The organism is Pectobacterium brasiliense, assembly GCF_016950255.1.
GTDB lineage: Bacteria > Pseudomonadota > Gammaproteobacteria > Enterobacterales > Enterobacteriaceae > Pectobacterium > Pectobacterium brasiliense.
The window spans coordinates 958,531-974,701 of the sequence record NZ_JACGFN010000002.1 but is presented as its reverse complement, the minus strand read 5'-3'; the positions used below and the strand labels follow the sequence as shown (position 1 = coordinate 974,701).

Sequence of the window (16,171 nt, the reverse complement as noted above, 5' to 3'; positions counted from 1 at the left end):
CCAGCGCACCCGTTTCTCGCTTATTGCCTGTCAGCGGGTGGTTCGCCGAACACGGGCATTCCGTCACGATCCCAGGTGAAGGTTTTGATCCGCGTATGGCGATTGGGGTCATACAGCGGGTCGCCTTCGATCTCCGTGTAGTTGCGGGCATGGTAAACCAGAACGTCTTCGCCCGTTTCTGTTTGCGTAAAGCTATTATGGCCTGGCCCAAACTGCCGATTTGCTCGGCTGGTGGTAAAGACCGGCTGCTGCGATTTATGCCAGCTTGTCGGGTTCAACAGATCGCTGTCTGCGTTCGCCCATAGTAAGCCGATACAGTAATTTTCATCGGTGGCGCTGGCGGAATAGGTAATGAAGAGACGTTCGCCGTGTTTAATGACAGCGGGACCTTCGTTGACTTTAAAACCGATCACTTCCCACGGTAGTTCCGGCTTGCTCAACATGACCGGCGTGCCTTTCAGCGTCCACGGATTTTCCATTTCCGCCAGATACAGATTCGAATTACCAGGAATAGCGGGATCTTTTTGTGCCCACAGATAGTAGCGTTTGCCTTTATGTTCAAAGTGGGTGGCATCCAGCGAAAAGGTATCGAATTGCGTATAAATCCGGCCTCTTTCTACCCAGTTGCCTTTTAGCGGGTCGCTGTCTGCACATTCCAGCGCAAACATACGGTGCTGGAATAAGCCGTCTTTGATGTCTTCCGACGGCGCAGCGGCGAAATAGACATACCACTTGCCATGAATCACGTGCAGTTCCGGTGCCCAAATCAGCGCACTTAAAGAGCCGCGTTCATGCTTGCGCCAGATTGTCACCGGGGTCGCGTGGGCAAGCGCCTCCAGCGAACTGGCCCGGCGAATTTCGAGCCGATTGTATTCAGGTACTGAGGCAATAAAATAATATTGTCCGTCCGTGTGGCGAAGAATGAAAGGGTCAGCCCGTTGTTCAATCAGTGGGTTAGGCCATTGATGTGGGTTCATCATTCTTTCCTCCTCTTTTTACGTTGAGTGATTGACTGTCGCGGCTTTCGCTCAGTTCCCGATAGTTATTACGGCGTTTTTCCAGATCGACTTGTATTTGCTGCATGAGTTGGCGATCGACCTTCAGCAAACGCACAACGCCCGCGGTAATCAAATAGCCTACGCCGGGAATAAGAGTGAACAACATAATGATACCGTTCATGGCTTCTGCATTTTGCTGTGTAGCATTGGCATCATAACCATAGTAGGACAGCAGGAAGCCGACCATCGCCCCCGCAATCGCTAGCCCGACCTTCAGGAAGAACAGATTGCCTGAGAAGCTGATCCCGGTGATTCGCTTGCCGGTTTTCCACTCGCCATAGTCATCCACATCGGCCATCAGCGACCAGTGGAGCGGGGACGGAATCTGGTGCAGGACGTTCAGCAGGAAGTACATCACCAGAATAAAGCTGGTTAGGTGAGGGTTGAAGAAATAGAAGGCGCTGGAGAAGATCGCTAGCGCGATGTTGACCCAGAAAAACACTTTCAGTTTACAGAAACGGTCGGTCAGGGGTTTCGCCAATGCGCTGCCGAACATCATGCCGACCACGCCGAGGCTGATAAACAGGCTGGCGAATGAGGCGGACTTTCCCATCACCCACGTAACGTAGTACATCGTGGCCGCCATGCGGATAAATCCAGGACAGACGTTGCACAGGGTTAACAGCAGAATGCGCGGCCATTGGTCGTTTTTCCAGACGTCTCGCAGGTCCGCTTTCAGCGCATCGTTGGTGGGGATGGCGGGTTTAATTCGCTCCTGAACGGTAGCAAAGCAAAATAGAAACATGAATAGGGCAATGATCGCCATCACGCCCATCGACATTTGGTAACCACGCGCTTTGTCCTCACCGCCGAACCACTCAGCCATAGGCAGCAGCGTCGAAGAGAGGATGAGCGTGGCGATACCGACCATGATGAAGCGGTATGACTGGCAGGAGACTCGCTCATGCGGATCGGCGGTTATCACGCCACCCAGTGAGCAGTAGGGGATGTTGATGGCGGTGTACGTCAGCGACATCAGAAAATAGGTGACGAACGCGTAGATGACCTTGCCGTTGTAGCTCCAATCCGGCGTGGTAAACATGAGGACGCTGAACAGCACGTAGGGCACGCAGACCCAAAGCAGATAAGGCCGAAAGCGACCCCAGCGGCTTTGGGTGCGATCGGCGATCGCGCCCATAATCGGATCCGTGACGGCATCGATGACGCGAATGGAAAGTAGCAGGGTGCCGACTAAAGCAGGCGAGAGGCCATAGATATCTGTGTAGAAGTAGCTCAGAAATAGCATGATGGCTCCGCCAATCATGTTGCATCCTGCGTCACCCATTCCGTAGCCGATCTTTTCTTTAACGGACAGTGCGTTGTTCTTCATGAATACGACTCCTGTGCTTAACGTGTAAACACGATTATTCCTCTCGATAGGGATAAAAGAGCGTATGAAATCGGTTGCAAAAATGGACAAACGGGTCGTGCGGGGCAAAATGTGATGGACATGGCAAATATGAAAATGGCCGACAGAGTCGGCCATGGAAAAGGATGTGGTGAGCGCTGAGGCTTAGGCTTACGCCGCCTGATTTTTCTTTTTGATGAAGTAGCCCACGGCCAGAATAACCAGCCAGACCGGAATCAGCATGACGGAAATCTGAATGCCTGGCGTCAGGAACATGATGACCAGTATGCCGGCCAGGAACAGCAGACAGATATAGTTACCCAGCGGATAAAGCAGCGCTTTAAACTTGGTCACCGTACCTTCTTTGTCCTTTTGCGCACGGAACTTCAGGTGCGCCAGACTGATCATCGCCCAGTTAATCACAAGAGCCGACACGACTAGCGCCATCAGCAGCTCAAACGCTTTACCCGGAATGAGGTAGTTGATCAGGACGCACAGCGCCGTCGCCAGCGCGGAGATACCGATAGCAACAACCGGAACGCCACGAGCATCGACAGTTTTCAGGACTTTCGGTCCGTTACCCTGTTTCGCCAGACCGAACAGCATGCGGCTGTTGCAATATACGCAGCTGTTGTAAACGGACAGTGCCGCGGTCAGTACCACGATGTTCAGCACTGTCGCTACGACGTTGCTGTTCAGTTCATGGAAGATCATGACGAACGGACTACCGCCTTCCACAACCTTGCCCCACGGGTACAGTGACAGCAGGATAGCGAGTGAACCGATGTAGAAAATCAGGATGCGGTAGATAACCTGATTGGTCGCGCGTGGAATACTTTTCTCTGGGTCATCCGCTTCTGCCGCGGTAATCCCCACCAGTTCCAGCCCGCCAAATGAGAACATGATTACGGCCATCGCCATCACCAGACCGAGCACGCCGTTCGGGAAGAACCCGCCCTGCGCCCACAAGTTGGTTACGGTCGCTTCCGGCCCGCCCGTACCGCTGAGCAGCAGCCAGCCACCGAAGACGATCATGCCAATAATCGCGACGACTTTGATGATGGCAAACCAGAATTCCATCTCACCGTAGACTTTGACGTTCGCCAGATTGATGGCGTTAATCAGCAGGAAGAAGACGGCGGCGGACACCCAGGTCGGAATATCTGGCCACCAGTACTGGACGTAAATCCCCACGGCGCTGAGCTCGGCCATGGCGACCAGCACATACAGCACCCAGTAGTTCCAACCCGATGCGAAGCCCGCGAAATCGCCCCAGTATTTATAAGCAAAGTGGCTGAACGATCCGGCTACCGGCTCTTCAACCACCATCTCGCCCAGCTGGCGCATAATGAGAAACGCGATCAGACCGCCAATCGCATAGCCTAACAGGACCGATGGCCCGGCCATCTTGATTGTCTGAGCAATACCAAGAAAGAGGCCAGTACCTACTGCGCCACCCAAGGCAATCAACTGAATATGACGGTTTTTCAAACCACGCTTTAGCGTGCCGTCCGTTTGTTGATTATCCATCAAATTTAACCCTCTGCCAGTGCAAGTAAAAAACACGGTGTGAACGAACACGCGTATTAGTGACTATACGTTTGTGTAATTTTATTTTTACGGGATGGAATTTCTTAAAATAAGAAAACGGCTACCGTTTGGCAGAGAATAGTGGTAAGTGCACAAGATTGCACTGATTTCTTATCGTTTGATAATTAAAAACTATTGCCACATCAAAAATTTTACCTTTCTCTGATTAAGAGCCTGATGACGAGAAAATCGAGAGAGGATTTTTCAGGGTAGAAGAGGGGGCCTACTCCTTTAGTTTTACTCCCTTTTATTATCTCTTTATCCCTGCTGTAAAATAGTGTTTACCTCGTTGTGAAGCTGCGGGTAGCTACGCTTCCCTTCTGAGAATAAAAAATCTGATTTATTGCATTTAAATTCACTATTTTCCTATTTAAACGGTTCAGCAATGCCTGCTTTACGTTTCAAAAAAGTTAAAATATAGACAGAGGGGATTAATGGTAATACCACAGGCGGGCTATCACTTTGCCGCATGTTTCTCGTGCATTTGTTAAAATCTGGTGGGATTGGTGATTTAGCTCAAGGTCCTTATGGACAGAAGGTGAATACTTTGTTACTTTAGCGTCACGTTTTTGAAATTGGTATTACCAATTGACTCCGCGCCATTCGCAGAGAAGAATTCACTATGGCATACAGCAAGATCCGTCAGCCCAAACTGTCAGATGTGATTGAACAGCAGCTGGAGTTTCTGATCCTTGAGGGAACCTTGCGCCCCGGCGAGAAGCTCCCACCGGAGCGCGAACTGGCTAAACAGTTCGATGTTTCCCGCCCTTCTCTGAGAGAAGCCATTCAACGCCTGGAAGCCAAAGGTCTCCTTTTGCGCCGTCAGGGTGGTGGTACCTTCGTCCAAGCCAATCTATGGCAAAGCGTCAGCGATCCGCTGGCAGAATTACTGAGCACACATCCCGAATCACAGTTCGATCTTCTGGAAACGCGTCATGCGCTGGAAGGCATTGCTGCCTACTATGCTGCGTTGCGTGGCACAGAGTCGGATCTGCAGCGTATCCGGGATTGTCATGCCGTGATTGAGAAGGCGAGGGAAGCGGGCGATCTGGACGCCGAGTCAGAAGCCGTTATGCAGTATCAGGTTGCTGTAACAGAAGCCACGCATAATGTGGTGTTGCTGCATTTGGTGCGCTGTATGGGGCCGATGCTCGAACAGAACGTGAGGCAGAATTTTGAATTGCTTTATTTGAGCCGTGAAGTGTTGGCTCAGGTTAGCATTCATCGCGCCAGCATTTTTGAGGCGATTGTTGCCCGTGAGCCGGAAAAGGCGCGCGAAGCATCACACCGTCATCTGGCGTTTATTGAGGAAGTATTGCTGGATCTTAACCGGGAACATAGTCGGCGCGAGAGATCGCTGCGTCGGCTCCAGCAACGCAGGGATTGAGCATCCGTAATTTGGGGCTCTGAATGCGGTAATGACGACGATGAGCCTGTCTTCATGCGTTTTGCTTAGGACGAAACCTGAGTCAGAGTGCAGGAAGACAGGCTCCATAAACTAACTGATTAGAGAAGATAAGGAATAACCATGTCAGATCGTTTAAATAATGACGTGGATCCGATCGAAACCCGCGACTGGCTGCAGGCGATCGAATCGGTCATCCGTGAAGAGGGTGTTGAACGCGCCCAGTTCCTGATTGATCAGGTTCTGAGTGAAGCACGTAAAGGCGGTGTCAGCGTTGCTGCTGGTACAGCTGCACGTCAATACATCAACACCATCGCAGTGGAAGACGAGCCGGAATACCCTGGTAATCTGGATCTGGAACGTCGTATTCGCTCAGCAATCCGCTGGAACGCGATCATGACAGTGCTGCGTGCTTCTAAAAAGGATCTGGATCTGGGCGGCCACATGGCTTCTTTCCAGTCTTCCGCCACTTTCTATGAAGTGTGCTTTAACCACTTCTTCCGTGCTCGCACTGCGCAGGACGGCGGCGACCTGGTCTACTTCCAGGGCCACATTTCTCCGGGCGTTTACGCTCGTGCCTTCCTTGAAGGCCGCCTGACAGAAGATCAGATGAACAATTTCCGTCAGGAAGTTCACGGTAACGGTCTGTCTTCTTATCCGCACCCTAAACTGATGCCAGACTTCTGGCAGTTCCCGACCGTCTCTATGGGTCTGGGCCCAATTGGTGCTATCTACCAGGCTAAATTCCTGAAGTATCTGGAAAACCGTGGTCTGAAAGATACTTCTAAGCAAACCGTTTATGCCTTCCTGGGCGACGGTGAAATGGACGAACCAGAATCCAAAGGTGCGATCACTATCGCGACCCGTGAAAAACTGGACAACCTGGTATTCGTCATCAACTGTAACCTGCAACGTCTGGATGGTCCGGTTACCGGTAATGGTAAGATCATCAACGAGCTGGAAGGTATCTTCAGCGGCGCTGGCTGGGATGTGATTAAAGTCATGTGGGGCGACCGTTGGGACGAACTGCTGCGTAAAGACACCAGCGGTAAACTGATCCAACTGATGGAAGAAACCGTTGACGGTGACTACCAGACCTTCAAATCCAAAAACGGTGCCTATGTGCGTGAGCACTTCTTCGGTAAATACCCGGAGACGGCAGAACTGGTTAAAGACTGGAGCGACGATCAAATTTGGTCACTGAACCGTGGTGGTCACGATCCGAAGAAAGTCTACGCTGCACTGAAAAAAGCGCAGGACACCAAAGGCAAACCAACCGTTATTCTGGCACATACCATTAAAGGTTATGGTATGGGCGACGCGGCTGAAGGTAAGAACATCGCTCACCAGGTTAAGAAAGTTAACATGGATGGCGTGCGTTACTTCCGCGACCGCTTCAACGTGCCAGTTAGCGATGAAAACATCGAAAGCCTGCCGTATATCACTTTCGATAAAGAGTCTGAAGAGTACAAATACTTGCATGAGCGTCGTCAGGCGCTGGGTGGCTACCTGCCGTCTCGTCAACCGAACTTTGATGAGAAACTGGAACTGCCAACGCTGGAAGATTTCAGCACCCTGCTGGAAGAACAGAACAAAGAAATCTCTACCACTATCGCGTTTGTACGTGTCCTGAATGTGATGCTGAAGAACCAATCTATCAAAGATCGTCTGGTTCCGATCATCGCTGACGAAGCGCGCACCTTCGGTATGGAAGGTCTGTTCCGCCAGATCGGTATTTATAGCCCGAAAGGCCAGCAGTACACGCCGCAGGACCGTGAGCAGGTTGCTTACTACAAAGAAGACCAGAAAGGTCAGATTCTGCAGGAAGGTATCAACGAGCTGGGCGCTGGTTCTTCCTGGCTGGCGGCGGCAACGTCTTACAGCACCAACAACCTGCCGATGATTCCGTTCTACATCTACTACTCCATGTTCGGTTTCCAACGTATCGGCGACCTGTGCTGGGCAGCGGGTGACCAACAGGCTCGTGGCTTCCTGATCGGTGGTACTTCCGGTCGTACGACGCTGAACGGTGAAGGTCTGCAGCATGAAGATGGTCACAGCCACATTCAGTCTCTGACTATTCCGAACTGTATTTCCTACGATCCGGCATTTGCCTACGAAGTTGCGGTCATCATGCATGACGGTCTGCATCGCATGTACGGTGAAGCACAGGAAAACATTTACTACTACATCACCACGCTGAACGAAAACTACCACATGCCTGCGATGCCGCAGGGTGCGGAAGAAGGTATCCGTAAGGGTATCTACAAGCTGGAAACGGTTGAAGGTAGCAAAGGTAAAGTGCAACTGCTGGGTTCAGGTTCTATCCTGCGTCACGTACGTGAAGCGGCTCAGATTCTGGCGACAGACTACGGCATTGGTTCTGACGTATTCAGCGTGACGTCCTTCACTGAACTGGCACGTGAAGGCCAGGATTGTGAGCGTTGGAACATGCTGCATCCAACCGAAACGCCACGCGTACCTTACGTGGCTCAGGTACTGAGCGATGCGCCAGCGGTTGCATCTACTGACTACATGAAGCTGTTTGCTGAGCAAATCCGTAACTTCATCCCAGCTAGCGATTACCGCGTACTGGGTACTGACGGTTTCGGTCGTTCTGACAGCCGTGAGAACCTGCGTCACCACTTCGAAGTGGATGCGTCTTACGTTGTTGTTGCGGCTCTGGGTGAACTGGCTAAACGCGGTGAAATCGATAAGAAAGTGGTTGCTGATGCCATCACTAAATTCAACATCGATGCAGATAAAGTTAACCCGCGTCTGGCATAAGAGGTAAAGATTACATGGCTATCGAAATCAACGTACCGGATATCGGTGCAGATGAAGTTGAAGTCACCGAAGTGCTGGTGAAGGTTGGCGACAAAGTTGAAGCTGAACAATCGCTGATCACGGTTGAAGGTGATAAGGCTTCTATGGAAGTCCCTTCTCCGCAGGCTGGTGTCGTGAAAGAGATTAAAGTCTCTGTCGGTGACAAAGTTGAAACTGGCAAACTGATCATGATTTTCGATTCCGCCGACGGTGCAGCTGACGCTGCACCTGCCAAGGCAGAAGAGAAGAAAGAGGCGGCTCCGGCTGCTGCCCCAGCGGCATCGGCAGCGAAAGACGTCAACGTACCGGATATCGGCGGTGACGAAGTCGAAGTGACTGAAGTGCTGGTTAAAGTGGGCGACACCGTTGCTGCTGAACAGTCTCTGATCACCGTAGAAGGCGACAAAGCGTCTATGGAAGTTCCGGCACCTTTCGCAGGTACGGTTAAAGAGATCAAAATCAGCACCGGCGATAAAGTCTCTACCGGTTCTCTGATCATGGTATTCGAAGTGGCGGGTGCAGCACCTGCCGCCTCAGCAGAGAAAGCTGAAGCAGCACCTGCTGCTGCGCCAGCTGCCTCTGCGGCGAAAGAAGTTAACGTACCGGATATCGGCGGTGACGAAGTCGAAGTGACTGAAGTGATGGTTAAAGTTGGCGATAAAATCGCGGCTGAGCAATCACTGATCACCGTTGAAGGCGATAAGGCTTCAATGGAAGTCCCTGCGCCGTTCGCGGGTACGGTTAAAGAAATCAAAATCAGCACCGGCGACAAAGTGAAAACCGGTTCACTGATCATGGTCTTCGAAGTGGAAGGCGCTGCACCTGCGGCGGCTCCAGCGGCCAAGCAAGAAGCGGCGGCTGCACCGGCTCCGGCGGCAAAATCTGCTGCGCCAGCACCAGCTGCAAAAGCGGAAAGCAAGAGCGAATTCGCTGAGAATGATGCTTACGTTCACGCAACGCCGGTTATCCGTCGTCTGGCACGTGAATTCGGCGTGAATCTGGCGAAAGTGAAGGGTTCTGGTCGTAAAGGCCGTATCCTGCGCGAAGACGTTCAGGCTTACGTGAAAGATGCGGTGAAACGCGCTGAGTCTGCGCCAGCTGCTGCCGCTGGCGGCGGTCTGCCAGGCATGCTGCCATGGCCGAAAGTCGACTTCAGCAAGTTTGGTGAAGTGGAAGAAGTGGAACTGGGTCGTATCCAGAAAATCTCTGGTGCTAACCTGAGCCGTAACTGGGTGATGATCCCGCACGTTACGCACTTCGACAAAACCGACATCACCGATCTGGAAGCGTTCCGTAAACAGCAGAACGCCGAAGCTGAGAAGCGCAAACTGGATGTGAAATTCACCCCAGTTGTCTTCATCATGAAAGCCGTTGCCGCTGCGCTTGAGCAGATGCCACGCTTCAACAGTTCACTGTCTGAAGACGCGCAACGTCTGACGCTGAAGAAATACATCAACATCGGTGTTGCAGTTGATACGCCGAATGGTCTGGTGGTTCCAGTGTTCAAAGACGTGAACAAGAAGAGCATCACTGAGCTGTCTCGCGAACTGATGGCGATCTCCAAGAAAGCCCGCGATGGCAAGCTGACTGCTGGCGAAATGCAGGGCGGATGCTTCACGATCTCCAGCCTGGGCGGCATCGGGACTACGCACTTTGCGCCGATCGTCAACGCGCCGGAAGTCGCTATTCTTGGTGTGTCTAAGTCCGCGATGGAACCGGTCTGGAATGGTAAAGAGTTCACTCCGCGTCTGATGATGCCGATGTCTCTGTCCTTCGACCACCGTGTCATTGACGGTGCTGATGGTGCTCGCTTCATTACCATCATTAACAACATGTTGTCTGACATCCGCCGTCTGGTGATGTAATCGAAAAGCCGGCCTGACGGCCGGCTTTTTTCTGATAAGCTGTAATTTGTTACAGCGGTCAGTGATCAAGGACAAATCGTTAGTCGCTTGTTGTTTCAAAATTGTTAACGATTTTGTAAACTACTGCGGCAAAGACACGTCCCGGTGGAAGAGGGCGTTAAGACTCAATAACAATGACGTCACAGACCCGCCGGAAATCAATTAAGAGGTCATGATGAGTACTGAAATTAAAGCTCAGGTAGTGGTACTTGGTGCCGGCCCCGCGGGTTACTCTGCTGCATTCCGCGCGGCGGATTTGGGTCTGGAAACCGTACTGGTAGAGCGCTACTCCACGCTGGGTGGGGTGTGTCTGAATGTGGGTTGTATCCCTTCCAAAGCCCTGCTGCACGTTGCTAAAGTTATTGAAGAAGCCAAAGCACTGGCAGAACACGGTATCGTGTTCGGTGAACCTAAAACCGACATTGATAAAATCCGTCTGTGGAAAGAAAAAGTCATCACCCAACTGACCGGTGGTCTGGCTGGCATGGCGAAAGGCCGTAAAGTTACAGTGGTTAACGGTCTGGGTAAATTCACCGGTGCCAACACGCTGGAAGTTGACGGCGAAAACGGCAAAACGACGATCAACTTCGATAACGCGATTATCGCGGCGGGTTCACGTCCAATTCAACTGCCTTTCATTCCTCATGATGACCCGCGCGTATGGGATTCTACCGATGCGCTGGAGCTGAAAAATGTCCCAGGACGTCTGCTGGTTATGGGCGGCGGTATCATCGGTCTGGAAATGGGTACCGTTTACCATGCTCTGGGTTCACAGATCGACGTTGTTGAAATGTTCGATCAGGTTATCCCGGCTGCAGACAAAGATGTCGTTAAGGTCTTCACCAAGCGTATCAGCAAGCAGTTCAACCTGATGCTGGAAACCAAAGTGACGGCAGTAGAAGCCAAAGAAGATGGCATCTATGTGACGATGGAAGGCAAAAAAGCGCCAGCCGAGCCACAGCGTTACGATGCGGTTCTGGTTGCTATCGGTCGTGTACCGAACGGCAAAAACCTGGATGCTGGCAAAGCGGGCGTTGAAGTTGACGATCGCGGTTTCATCCACGTTGATAAGCAAATGCGCACCAACGTGCCGCACATCTACGCTATCGGCGACATCGTCGGTCAGCCGATGCTGGCGCACAAAGGCGTGCATGAAGGCCACGTTGCTGCCGAAGTGATCTCCGGCAAGAAACACTACTTCGATCCGAAAGTGATTCCTTCTATCGCCTATACCGAACCGGAAGTGGCCTGGGTAGGCCTGACTGAGAAAGAAGCGAAAGAGAAAGGCATCAGCTACGAAACCGCGACCTTCCCATGGGCAGCGTCTGGCCGTGCTATCGCGTCTGACTGTGCTGACGGTATGACCAAACTGATTTTCGACAAAGAAACTCACCGTGTTATCGGTGGTGCGATTGTCGGTACTAACGGTGGTGAACTGTTAGGTGAAATCGGTCTGGCGATCGAGATGGGCTGTGATGCAGAAGATATCGCACTGACCATCCATGCGCACCCAACGCTGCATGAGTCCGTTGGTCTGGCGGCTGAAATCTTTGAAGGCAGCATCACTGACCTGCCGAACCCGAAAGCGAAAAAGAAGTAAGTTCGCTTAGGTTCGACTAGCGTGAATTCAATCCGGCACCTTTTATAGGTGCCGGATTTTTTTTACGTATCAGAGGCGGGAAATACTCGCGCGCAGAGGAAATCGACGAGTGCGCGTACTTTTGGTGACGGGTGTTTGCTGGAAGGCCACAACACATAGAAGACGCCGCTGCGCTCCACATAGTCGGTCAGGATCGGCTGTAGCTGCCCCTCTGCCAACAGCTCACGGATAGAGAAATCCGGCAGGTAAGCGATCCCCAACCCTTGCAGTGCAAAACAAACGCGTGTTTCGATATTGTTGCAGATCATCGAAGTGGGCAATGGCAACTCTGGTTCGCCCGGGGGAAGCCGCAGCGCCCACGGCTCCAGTTTGCCGCTGTTGGGAAAGCGATAGTGCAGACAGGCATGCTGCATCAGGTCGGCAGGTGTCTGGGGGCAACCGGATTGGGCAAGGTATTCTGGCGCGGCCACCACCAGAAAACGGAAAGTGCCCAGCCTGCGCGCGGTGAGGCGTGAATCAACGGGGTCTCCTGTCCGAACCACAGCATCGAAACCTTCCTCAATGACGTCCACCATGCGGTCGGTGAAGTCTAAATCCAGTTCGATCTCGGGGTATTTGTGCATAAAGTCGCCGAGCACGGGGAGCACCAGTGAACTGACCAACGGCAGACTGACTCGCAGGCGTCCGCGCGGTACGGCGCTGGTCTGTGACAGTTCCAGTTCTGCTGCTTCGATTTCAGCCAGAATTCGCCGGCTACGCGCCAGAAATAGTGAACCTTCGGCGGTCAATGTGATGCTGCGGGTACTGCGGTGAAATAGCCTCACACCCAGTTTTTCTTCAAGCCGAGCGATGCTTTTACCTACCGCAGACGCTGACACGCCCAGTAACCTGCCAGCGGCAACAAAACTGCGCGTTTCTGCCACCTGCACAAACACCACGAAGCCATTCAGGCTGTCCATATTACTTCCTCTCTATTGCGGACAATTTATTCCGTATATCGAGGAACTGTAGCCTACTTTTTCTTTAATTGTCGGTTTTCTATCGTAACGGGAACGCTCATTGATGAAAGGAACATTCCGTGATAACTGCCGTATTTCCTCTGGATACTGGTGCTTCAACACCCCCCTCTCTCGGCTCGAATTCAGGACGTCGTTCAACAGGCGTTGGACGAGCGGCGCTTGGTCGGCGCTGTCGTGCTGGTCGCACATAATGGAGAATTGATTCATCAACAGGCCGCTGGATGGGCTGACCGGGAAAATGCCTGCCCGATGGCGCTGGACGCCATCTTCCGGCTGGCTTCTGTCAGCAAGCCCATCGTGTCAGTTGCGGCGCTGGTACTGGTGGCGCAAGGTCGGCTCGATCTGGATGAAGACATCATTCGCTGGATGCCGACGTTCCAGCTCCGGCTGGCCGACGGCAGCCCTGCTCGCGTTACCGTGCGGCAGTTGCTTAGCCACACTGCGGGTTTGGGCTACCGCTTTTTCGAAACCCATGCGGACGGCCCCTATGCACAGGCGGGTGTCTCCGACGGTATGGATGCCTCCGGCATCAGCCTGACGGAGAACCTGCGTCGTATCGCCAGTGTTCCCCTGCAATACGTGCCGGGTGAGGCCTGGGGTTATTCGCTGGCAACAGACGTATTGGGAGCCTTGATCGAATGCATTCACGGTACGTCATTGAATGAGGCGGTTCGCCAACTGGTGACCGACCCGCTGGGCATGCACGATACCGGCTTCGTTGTACGCGATCCATCGCGCCTGACGGCCGCTTACGTGAACGACACCCCGCAGCCGCATCGCCTGACCGAAGGTGAAATAGTTTCTCCCTTCGAGGGAGCCATCGGCATCGCGTACAGTCCCGCTCGCATCTATGACCCTCGGGCCTTTCCATCAGGTGGTGCTGGCATGGCTGGCACGGCCTGGGATCTGTTGCGCCTGCTGGAAGCCCTGCGTAAAGGGGACGGTGTCCCGCTGCCTGACGCGCTGATCGAGGAGATGGGGCGCGATCAGACTCAGGGGCTGGAATTGCCTAATGCACCGGGCTGCGGTTTTGGCCTCGGTTTCTCCGTCTTGCGCGATCCGCTGTTAGCCGGGTCGCCGGAATCATCAGGCACCTGGCGCTGGGGAGGTGCCTATGGTCATTCATGGTTTGTCGATCGAACACAAGGTTTGAGCGTAGTGGCTTTCACCAACACGATGTACGAAGGGATGTCGGGGAGTTTTGTCACTGAACTGCGCGATGCCGTGTATGGCGAGTTGGAGGCTGCACGATGACTACCTCACTGACGGATACACAGCATGATAGCTTACCGATTGCTTCACTCCTGGCGTTAGCGACGGCAGCTTTTATCACTATCCTGACCGAAGCACTGCCAGCGGGCTTGCTGCCGCAAATGGCGCAAGGTCTGGCGGTGTCCGAAGCCTGGATCGGGCAAACCGTGACTATCTATGCCGTAGGATCTCTGGCGGCTGCGCTCCCATTGACCGCGGTGACGCAAGGTGTGCGTCGTCGCCTGCTGTTGTTGGTAGCTATTGCAGGTTTCGCTGTCGCCAATGCGATTACGGCATTTTCCGGTAGCTATGTGCTAACGATGGCGGCGCGTTTTCTAGCGGGTGTTGCCGCTGGGCTACTGTGGGCGCTACTGGCGGGCTATGCAGCCCGTATGGTGCCTGAACACCAGAAGGGACGGGCTATTGCGATAGCGATGGTCGGCACGCCATTAGCCTTGTCGCTCGGTGTGCCCGCGGGAACGTTTCTTGGCAACGTGATCGGCTGGCGAATGTGTTTCGCTATGATGAGTGGTTTGGCCGTCGTGCTCATGTTGTGGGTACGTATTCAGGTACCGGATTTCGCTGGGCAATCTGCAAGAAGGAGGCTATCTCTGGGGCAGGTGTTCACCATGGCAGGCGTGCGGCCCGTGCTATGCGCAGTGCTGACCTTTGTGCTGGCGCATAACATTCTCTACACCTACATTGCGCCGTTTCTCGCGGCGGTGGGCATGGTTGCACAGACCGGTTTGGTGTTACTGGTATTCGGCGTGACATCACTGCTGGGCATCTGGATTGTCGGCGTGCTGATTGACCGCTATTTGCGAGCCCTTACACTCGCCTGCTCGGCATTGTTCTGCCTGTCCGTACTGGCGCTTGGCGTGGCGGGTGATGTTCTGGCTGTGGTCTATGCGGCAGTGGCCGTATGGGGAGTCGCCTTCGGCGGTGCGGCAACGTTATTCCAGACGGCTCTTGTCAGAACGGCGGAGGGGGGGACCGATGTGGCGCAGTCTATGTTGGTTACTGCCTGGAACATGGCTATTGCAGGGGGAGGTATCATCGGTGGTGTTCTGCTGGAGCGCCTCGGCGTTGCCGCCTTCTCTCCAACGCTGTTGGTGCTGTTATTGATTGCGTTCGTTGTGGTGTGGTCTGCCAGACAACACGGTTTCCCCGTGGCGCGACGGTAGGGTACCAGGGGCCGGATTTTTTGTTCACGTGAGCCTGCGATGAATCAACCTATTTCCCTGTTTCGTCTGGCTGCAATGTTTATGGGGAGCGCCGCGGCGTAAATTGGCTAAAATGTGCATGATGTTTGGTATGATAGTCCCCAACGACGAGCAACAGGCTATGCTTACAATGTCACCAGTACTCAACGATAGCGGGAGTTTTGATATGGCGATTCTTCCAATGTCATATAGTCCCGCCACTATGGCGCGGGAATATCGGAAAATTGGCGAAACGAGTGTGAACGGTCGCGCGGTGGATATTTATATCCATAACGAGCGGCATCATGCCGTTGCTATATACGGAGAACCTGATGACGTTAACGGAGATTTACGGCATGTTGTCGTCGCAAAGATTGACCTAAAATCTCGCCACAGCAATGATGAAACCGAGACTATTTTGGCGGTCATCGGTTATTACGAAAATCAGCAACTGGTAGATGACACTCTTGCTCAGGTTGAAGGTGTGATTGTCACTAAACGTGAACGAAACGCCAATGTCGCGAGCGCCATGTATAAGACGCTCATTAATGACGGCATTGTGCTGGTGAGTGATAACGTTCAATTCCCAGGTGGGAAAGCGTTGTGGGCACGTATGGCGCGTAAAGAAGTGGGCATTCAGGTATTTGTATTCGACTCAGAGCAGCGTGCGTTTTGGCCGTATGACGGAGAACGAATCCGATATGATGGCCGTAGTATTCCCGAAAGCGATATCTGGAGCCTTGCACCGAATGAATCGCGCAAAGGGGTTGTGCTGGTGGCTGAACGTAAACGAGGTGAATCCGTAGCCTGATGTCATTTTTGCGCCTACTGCTACGATGAATCATAATCCGGCACCGTAAAGGTGCTGGATTTTTTTGCCTGCGGCTTCGCAGAATGCGCGTTCCGTCCGTTTATTTTTAGCGGCGTCAATTACAATCAAACCTCAAAAAGAAACGACGTTTTATTTT

At 53.0% G+C, this 16,171-nt stretch carries 11 protein-coding genes; 7 read left to right on the top strand and 4 right to left on the bottom strand.

Annotated features, from left to right (window positions below):
* Nucleotides 1–20: 20 nt before the first annotated feature.
* The 3 genes from H4F65_RS18915 to H4F65_RS18905 all read right to left on the bottom strand — a co-directional run bounded on the left by H4F65_RS18915 (nucleotide 21) and on the right by H4F65_RS18905 (nucleotide 3,936).
* Nucleotides 21–977 carry a glycoside hydrolase family 43 protein gene (locus H4F65_RS18915; RefSeq protein WP_052051603.1) on the bottom strand — a complete coding sequence of 319 codons (957 nt, stop codon included), beginning with the start codon at nucleotides 975–977 and terminating at the stop codon, nucleotides 21–23.
* Complete coding sequence (locus H4F65_RS18910; protein ID WP_010681497.1) at nucleotides 955–2,388, bottom strand: glycoside-pentoside-hexuronide (GPH):cation symporter; 1,434 nt, start codon at nucleotides 2,386–2,388, stop codon at nucleotides 955–957. The genes H4F65_RS18915 and H4F65_RS18910 overlap by 23 nt, the downstream gene beginning before the upstream one ends.
* A 189-nt stretch (nucleotides 2,389–2,577) precedes the next feature.
* Nucleotides 2,578–3,936, bottom strand: a complete 1,359-nt coding sequence (locus tag H4F65_RS18905) for an amino acid permease (protein ID WP_010681496.1) — start codon at nucleotides 3,934–3,936, stop codon at nucleotides 2,578–2,580.
* 682 nt (nucleotides 3,937–4,618) lie between these two features.
* Between H4F65_RS18905 and pdhR the strand changes: the two genes are divergently transcribed.
* The 4 genes from pdhR to lpdA all read left to right on the top strand — a co-directional run bounded on the left by pdhR (nucleotide 4,619) and on the right by lpdA (nucleotide 11,731).
* Nucleotides 4,619–5,383, top strand: a complete 765-nt coding sequence (gene pdhR, locus H4F65_RS18900; protein ID WP_010306328.1) for a pyruvate dehydrogenase complex transcriptional repressor PdhR — start codon at nucleotides 4,619–4,621, stop codon at nucleotides 5,381–5,383.
* 141 nt (nucleotides 5,384–5,524) lie between these two features.
* Entirely contained in the window at nucleotides 5,525–8,188 is a 2,664-nt protein-coding gene (aceE, locus tag H4F65_RS18895; protein ID WP_010681495.1) for a pyruvate dehydrogenase (acetyl-transferring), homodimeric type, read from the top strand.
* A 14-nt stretch (nucleotides 8,189–8,202) separates the two neighbouring features.
* The gene (gene aceF, locus H4F65_RS18890) at nucleotides 8,203–10,092 is read left to right on the top strand and encodes a pyruvate dehydrogenase complex dihydrolipoyllysine-residue acetyltransferase (RefSeq protein WP_010681494.1); all 1,890 of its coding nucleotides are present in this window, start codon (nucleotides 8,203–8,205) and stop codon (nucleotides 10,090–10,092) included.
* Nucleotides 10,093–10,306: 214 nt separating this feature from the next.
* Nucleotides 10,307–11,731: a dihydrolipoyl dehydrogenase gene (lpdA, locus tag H4F65_RS18885; protein ID WP_010681493.1), complete on the top strand. Its 1,425-nt coding sequence runs from the start codon at nucleotides 10,307–10,309 to the stop codon at nucleotides 11,729–11,731.
* A 62-nt stretch (nucleotides 11,732–11,793) separates the two neighbouring features.
* Here the strand turns inward: lpdA and H4F65_RS18880 are convergent, their stop codons facing one another.
* A complete protein-coding gene (locus tag H4F65_RS18880) occupies nucleotides 11,794–12,690 on the bottom strand; it encodes a LysR family transcriptional regulator (protein WP_010681492.1) in 897 nt (298 codons plus the stop codon).
* Between the two features lie 150 nt (nucleotides 12,691–12,840).
* On the opposite strand from H4F65_RS18880, the gene H4F65_RS18875 reads away from it, so the two are divergent.
* The 3 genes from H4F65_RS18875 (at nucleotide 12,841) to H4F65_RS18865 (ending at nucleotide 16,014) form a co-directional block, all read left to right on the top strand.
* The gene (locus H4F65_RS18875; protein ID WP_337661532.1) at nucleotides 12,841–14,004 is read left to right on the top strand and encodes a serine hydrolase domain-containing protein; all 1,164 of its coding nucleotides are present in this window, start codon (nucleotides 12,841–12,843) and stop codon (nucleotides 14,002–14,004) included.
* Entirely contained in the window at nucleotides 14,001–15,185 is a 1,185-nt protein-coding gene (locus tag H4F65_RS18870; RefSeq protein WP_010681490.1) for an MFS transporter, read from the top strand. Before H4F65_RS18875 ends, H4F65_RS18870 begins: the two co-directional genes overlap by 4 nt.
* A 118-nt stretch (nucleotides 15,186–15,303) precedes the next feature.
* On the top strand, nucleotides 15,304–16,014 hold the full coding sequence (locus H4F65_RS18865) for a hypothetical protein (protein ID WP_236146243.1): 711 nt from the start codon (nucleotides 15,304–15,306) through the stop codon (nucleotides 16,012–16,014).
* Nucleotides 16,015–16,171: the final 157 nt, after the last annotated feature.

What these genes read in the sequence shown, in the direction of transcription:
- H4F65_RS18915 (WP_052051603.1), bottom strand. Translation starts at nt 977, where the DNA reads ATGAACCCACATCAATGGCCTAACCCACTGATTGAACAACGGGCTGAC.
- H4F65_RS18910 (WP_010681497.1), bottom strand. Translation starts at nt 2,388, where the DNA reads ATGAAGAACAACGCACTGTCCGTTAAAGAAAAGATCGGCTACGGAATG.
- H4F65_RS18905 (WP_010681496.1), bottom strand. Translation starts at nt 3,936, where the DNA reads ATGGATAATCAACAAACGGACGGCACGCTAAAGCGTGGTTTGAAAAAC.
- pdhR (WP_010306328.1), top strand. Translation starts at nt 4,619, where the DNA reads ATGGCATACAGCAAGATCCGTCAGCCCAAACTGTCAGATGTGATTGAA.
- aceE (WP_010681495.1), top strand. Translation starts at nt 5,525, where the DNA reads ATGTCAGATCGTTTAAATAATGACGTGGATCCGATCGAAACCCGCGAC.
- aceF (WP_010681494.1), top strand. Translation starts at nt 8,203, where the DNA reads ATGGCTATCGAAATCAACGTACCGGATATCGGTGCAGATGAAGTTGAA.
- lpdA (WP_010681493.1), top strand. Translation starts at nt 10,307, where the DNA reads ATGAGTACTGAAATTAAAGCTCAGGTAGTGGTACTTGGTGCCGGCCCC.
- H4F65_RS18880 (WP_010681492.1), bottom strand. Translation starts at nt 12,690, where the DNA reads ATGGACAGCCTGAATGGCTTCGTGGTGTTTGTGCAGGTGGCAGAAACG.
- H4F65_RS18870 (WP_010681490.1), top strand. Translation starts at nt 14,001, where the DNA reads ATGACTACCTCACTGACGGATACACAGCATGATAGCTTACCGATTGCT.
- H4F65_RS18865 (WP_236146243.1), top strand. Translation starts at nt 15,304, where the DNA reads ATGATGTTTGGTATGATAGTCCCCAACGACGAGCAACAGGCTATGCTT.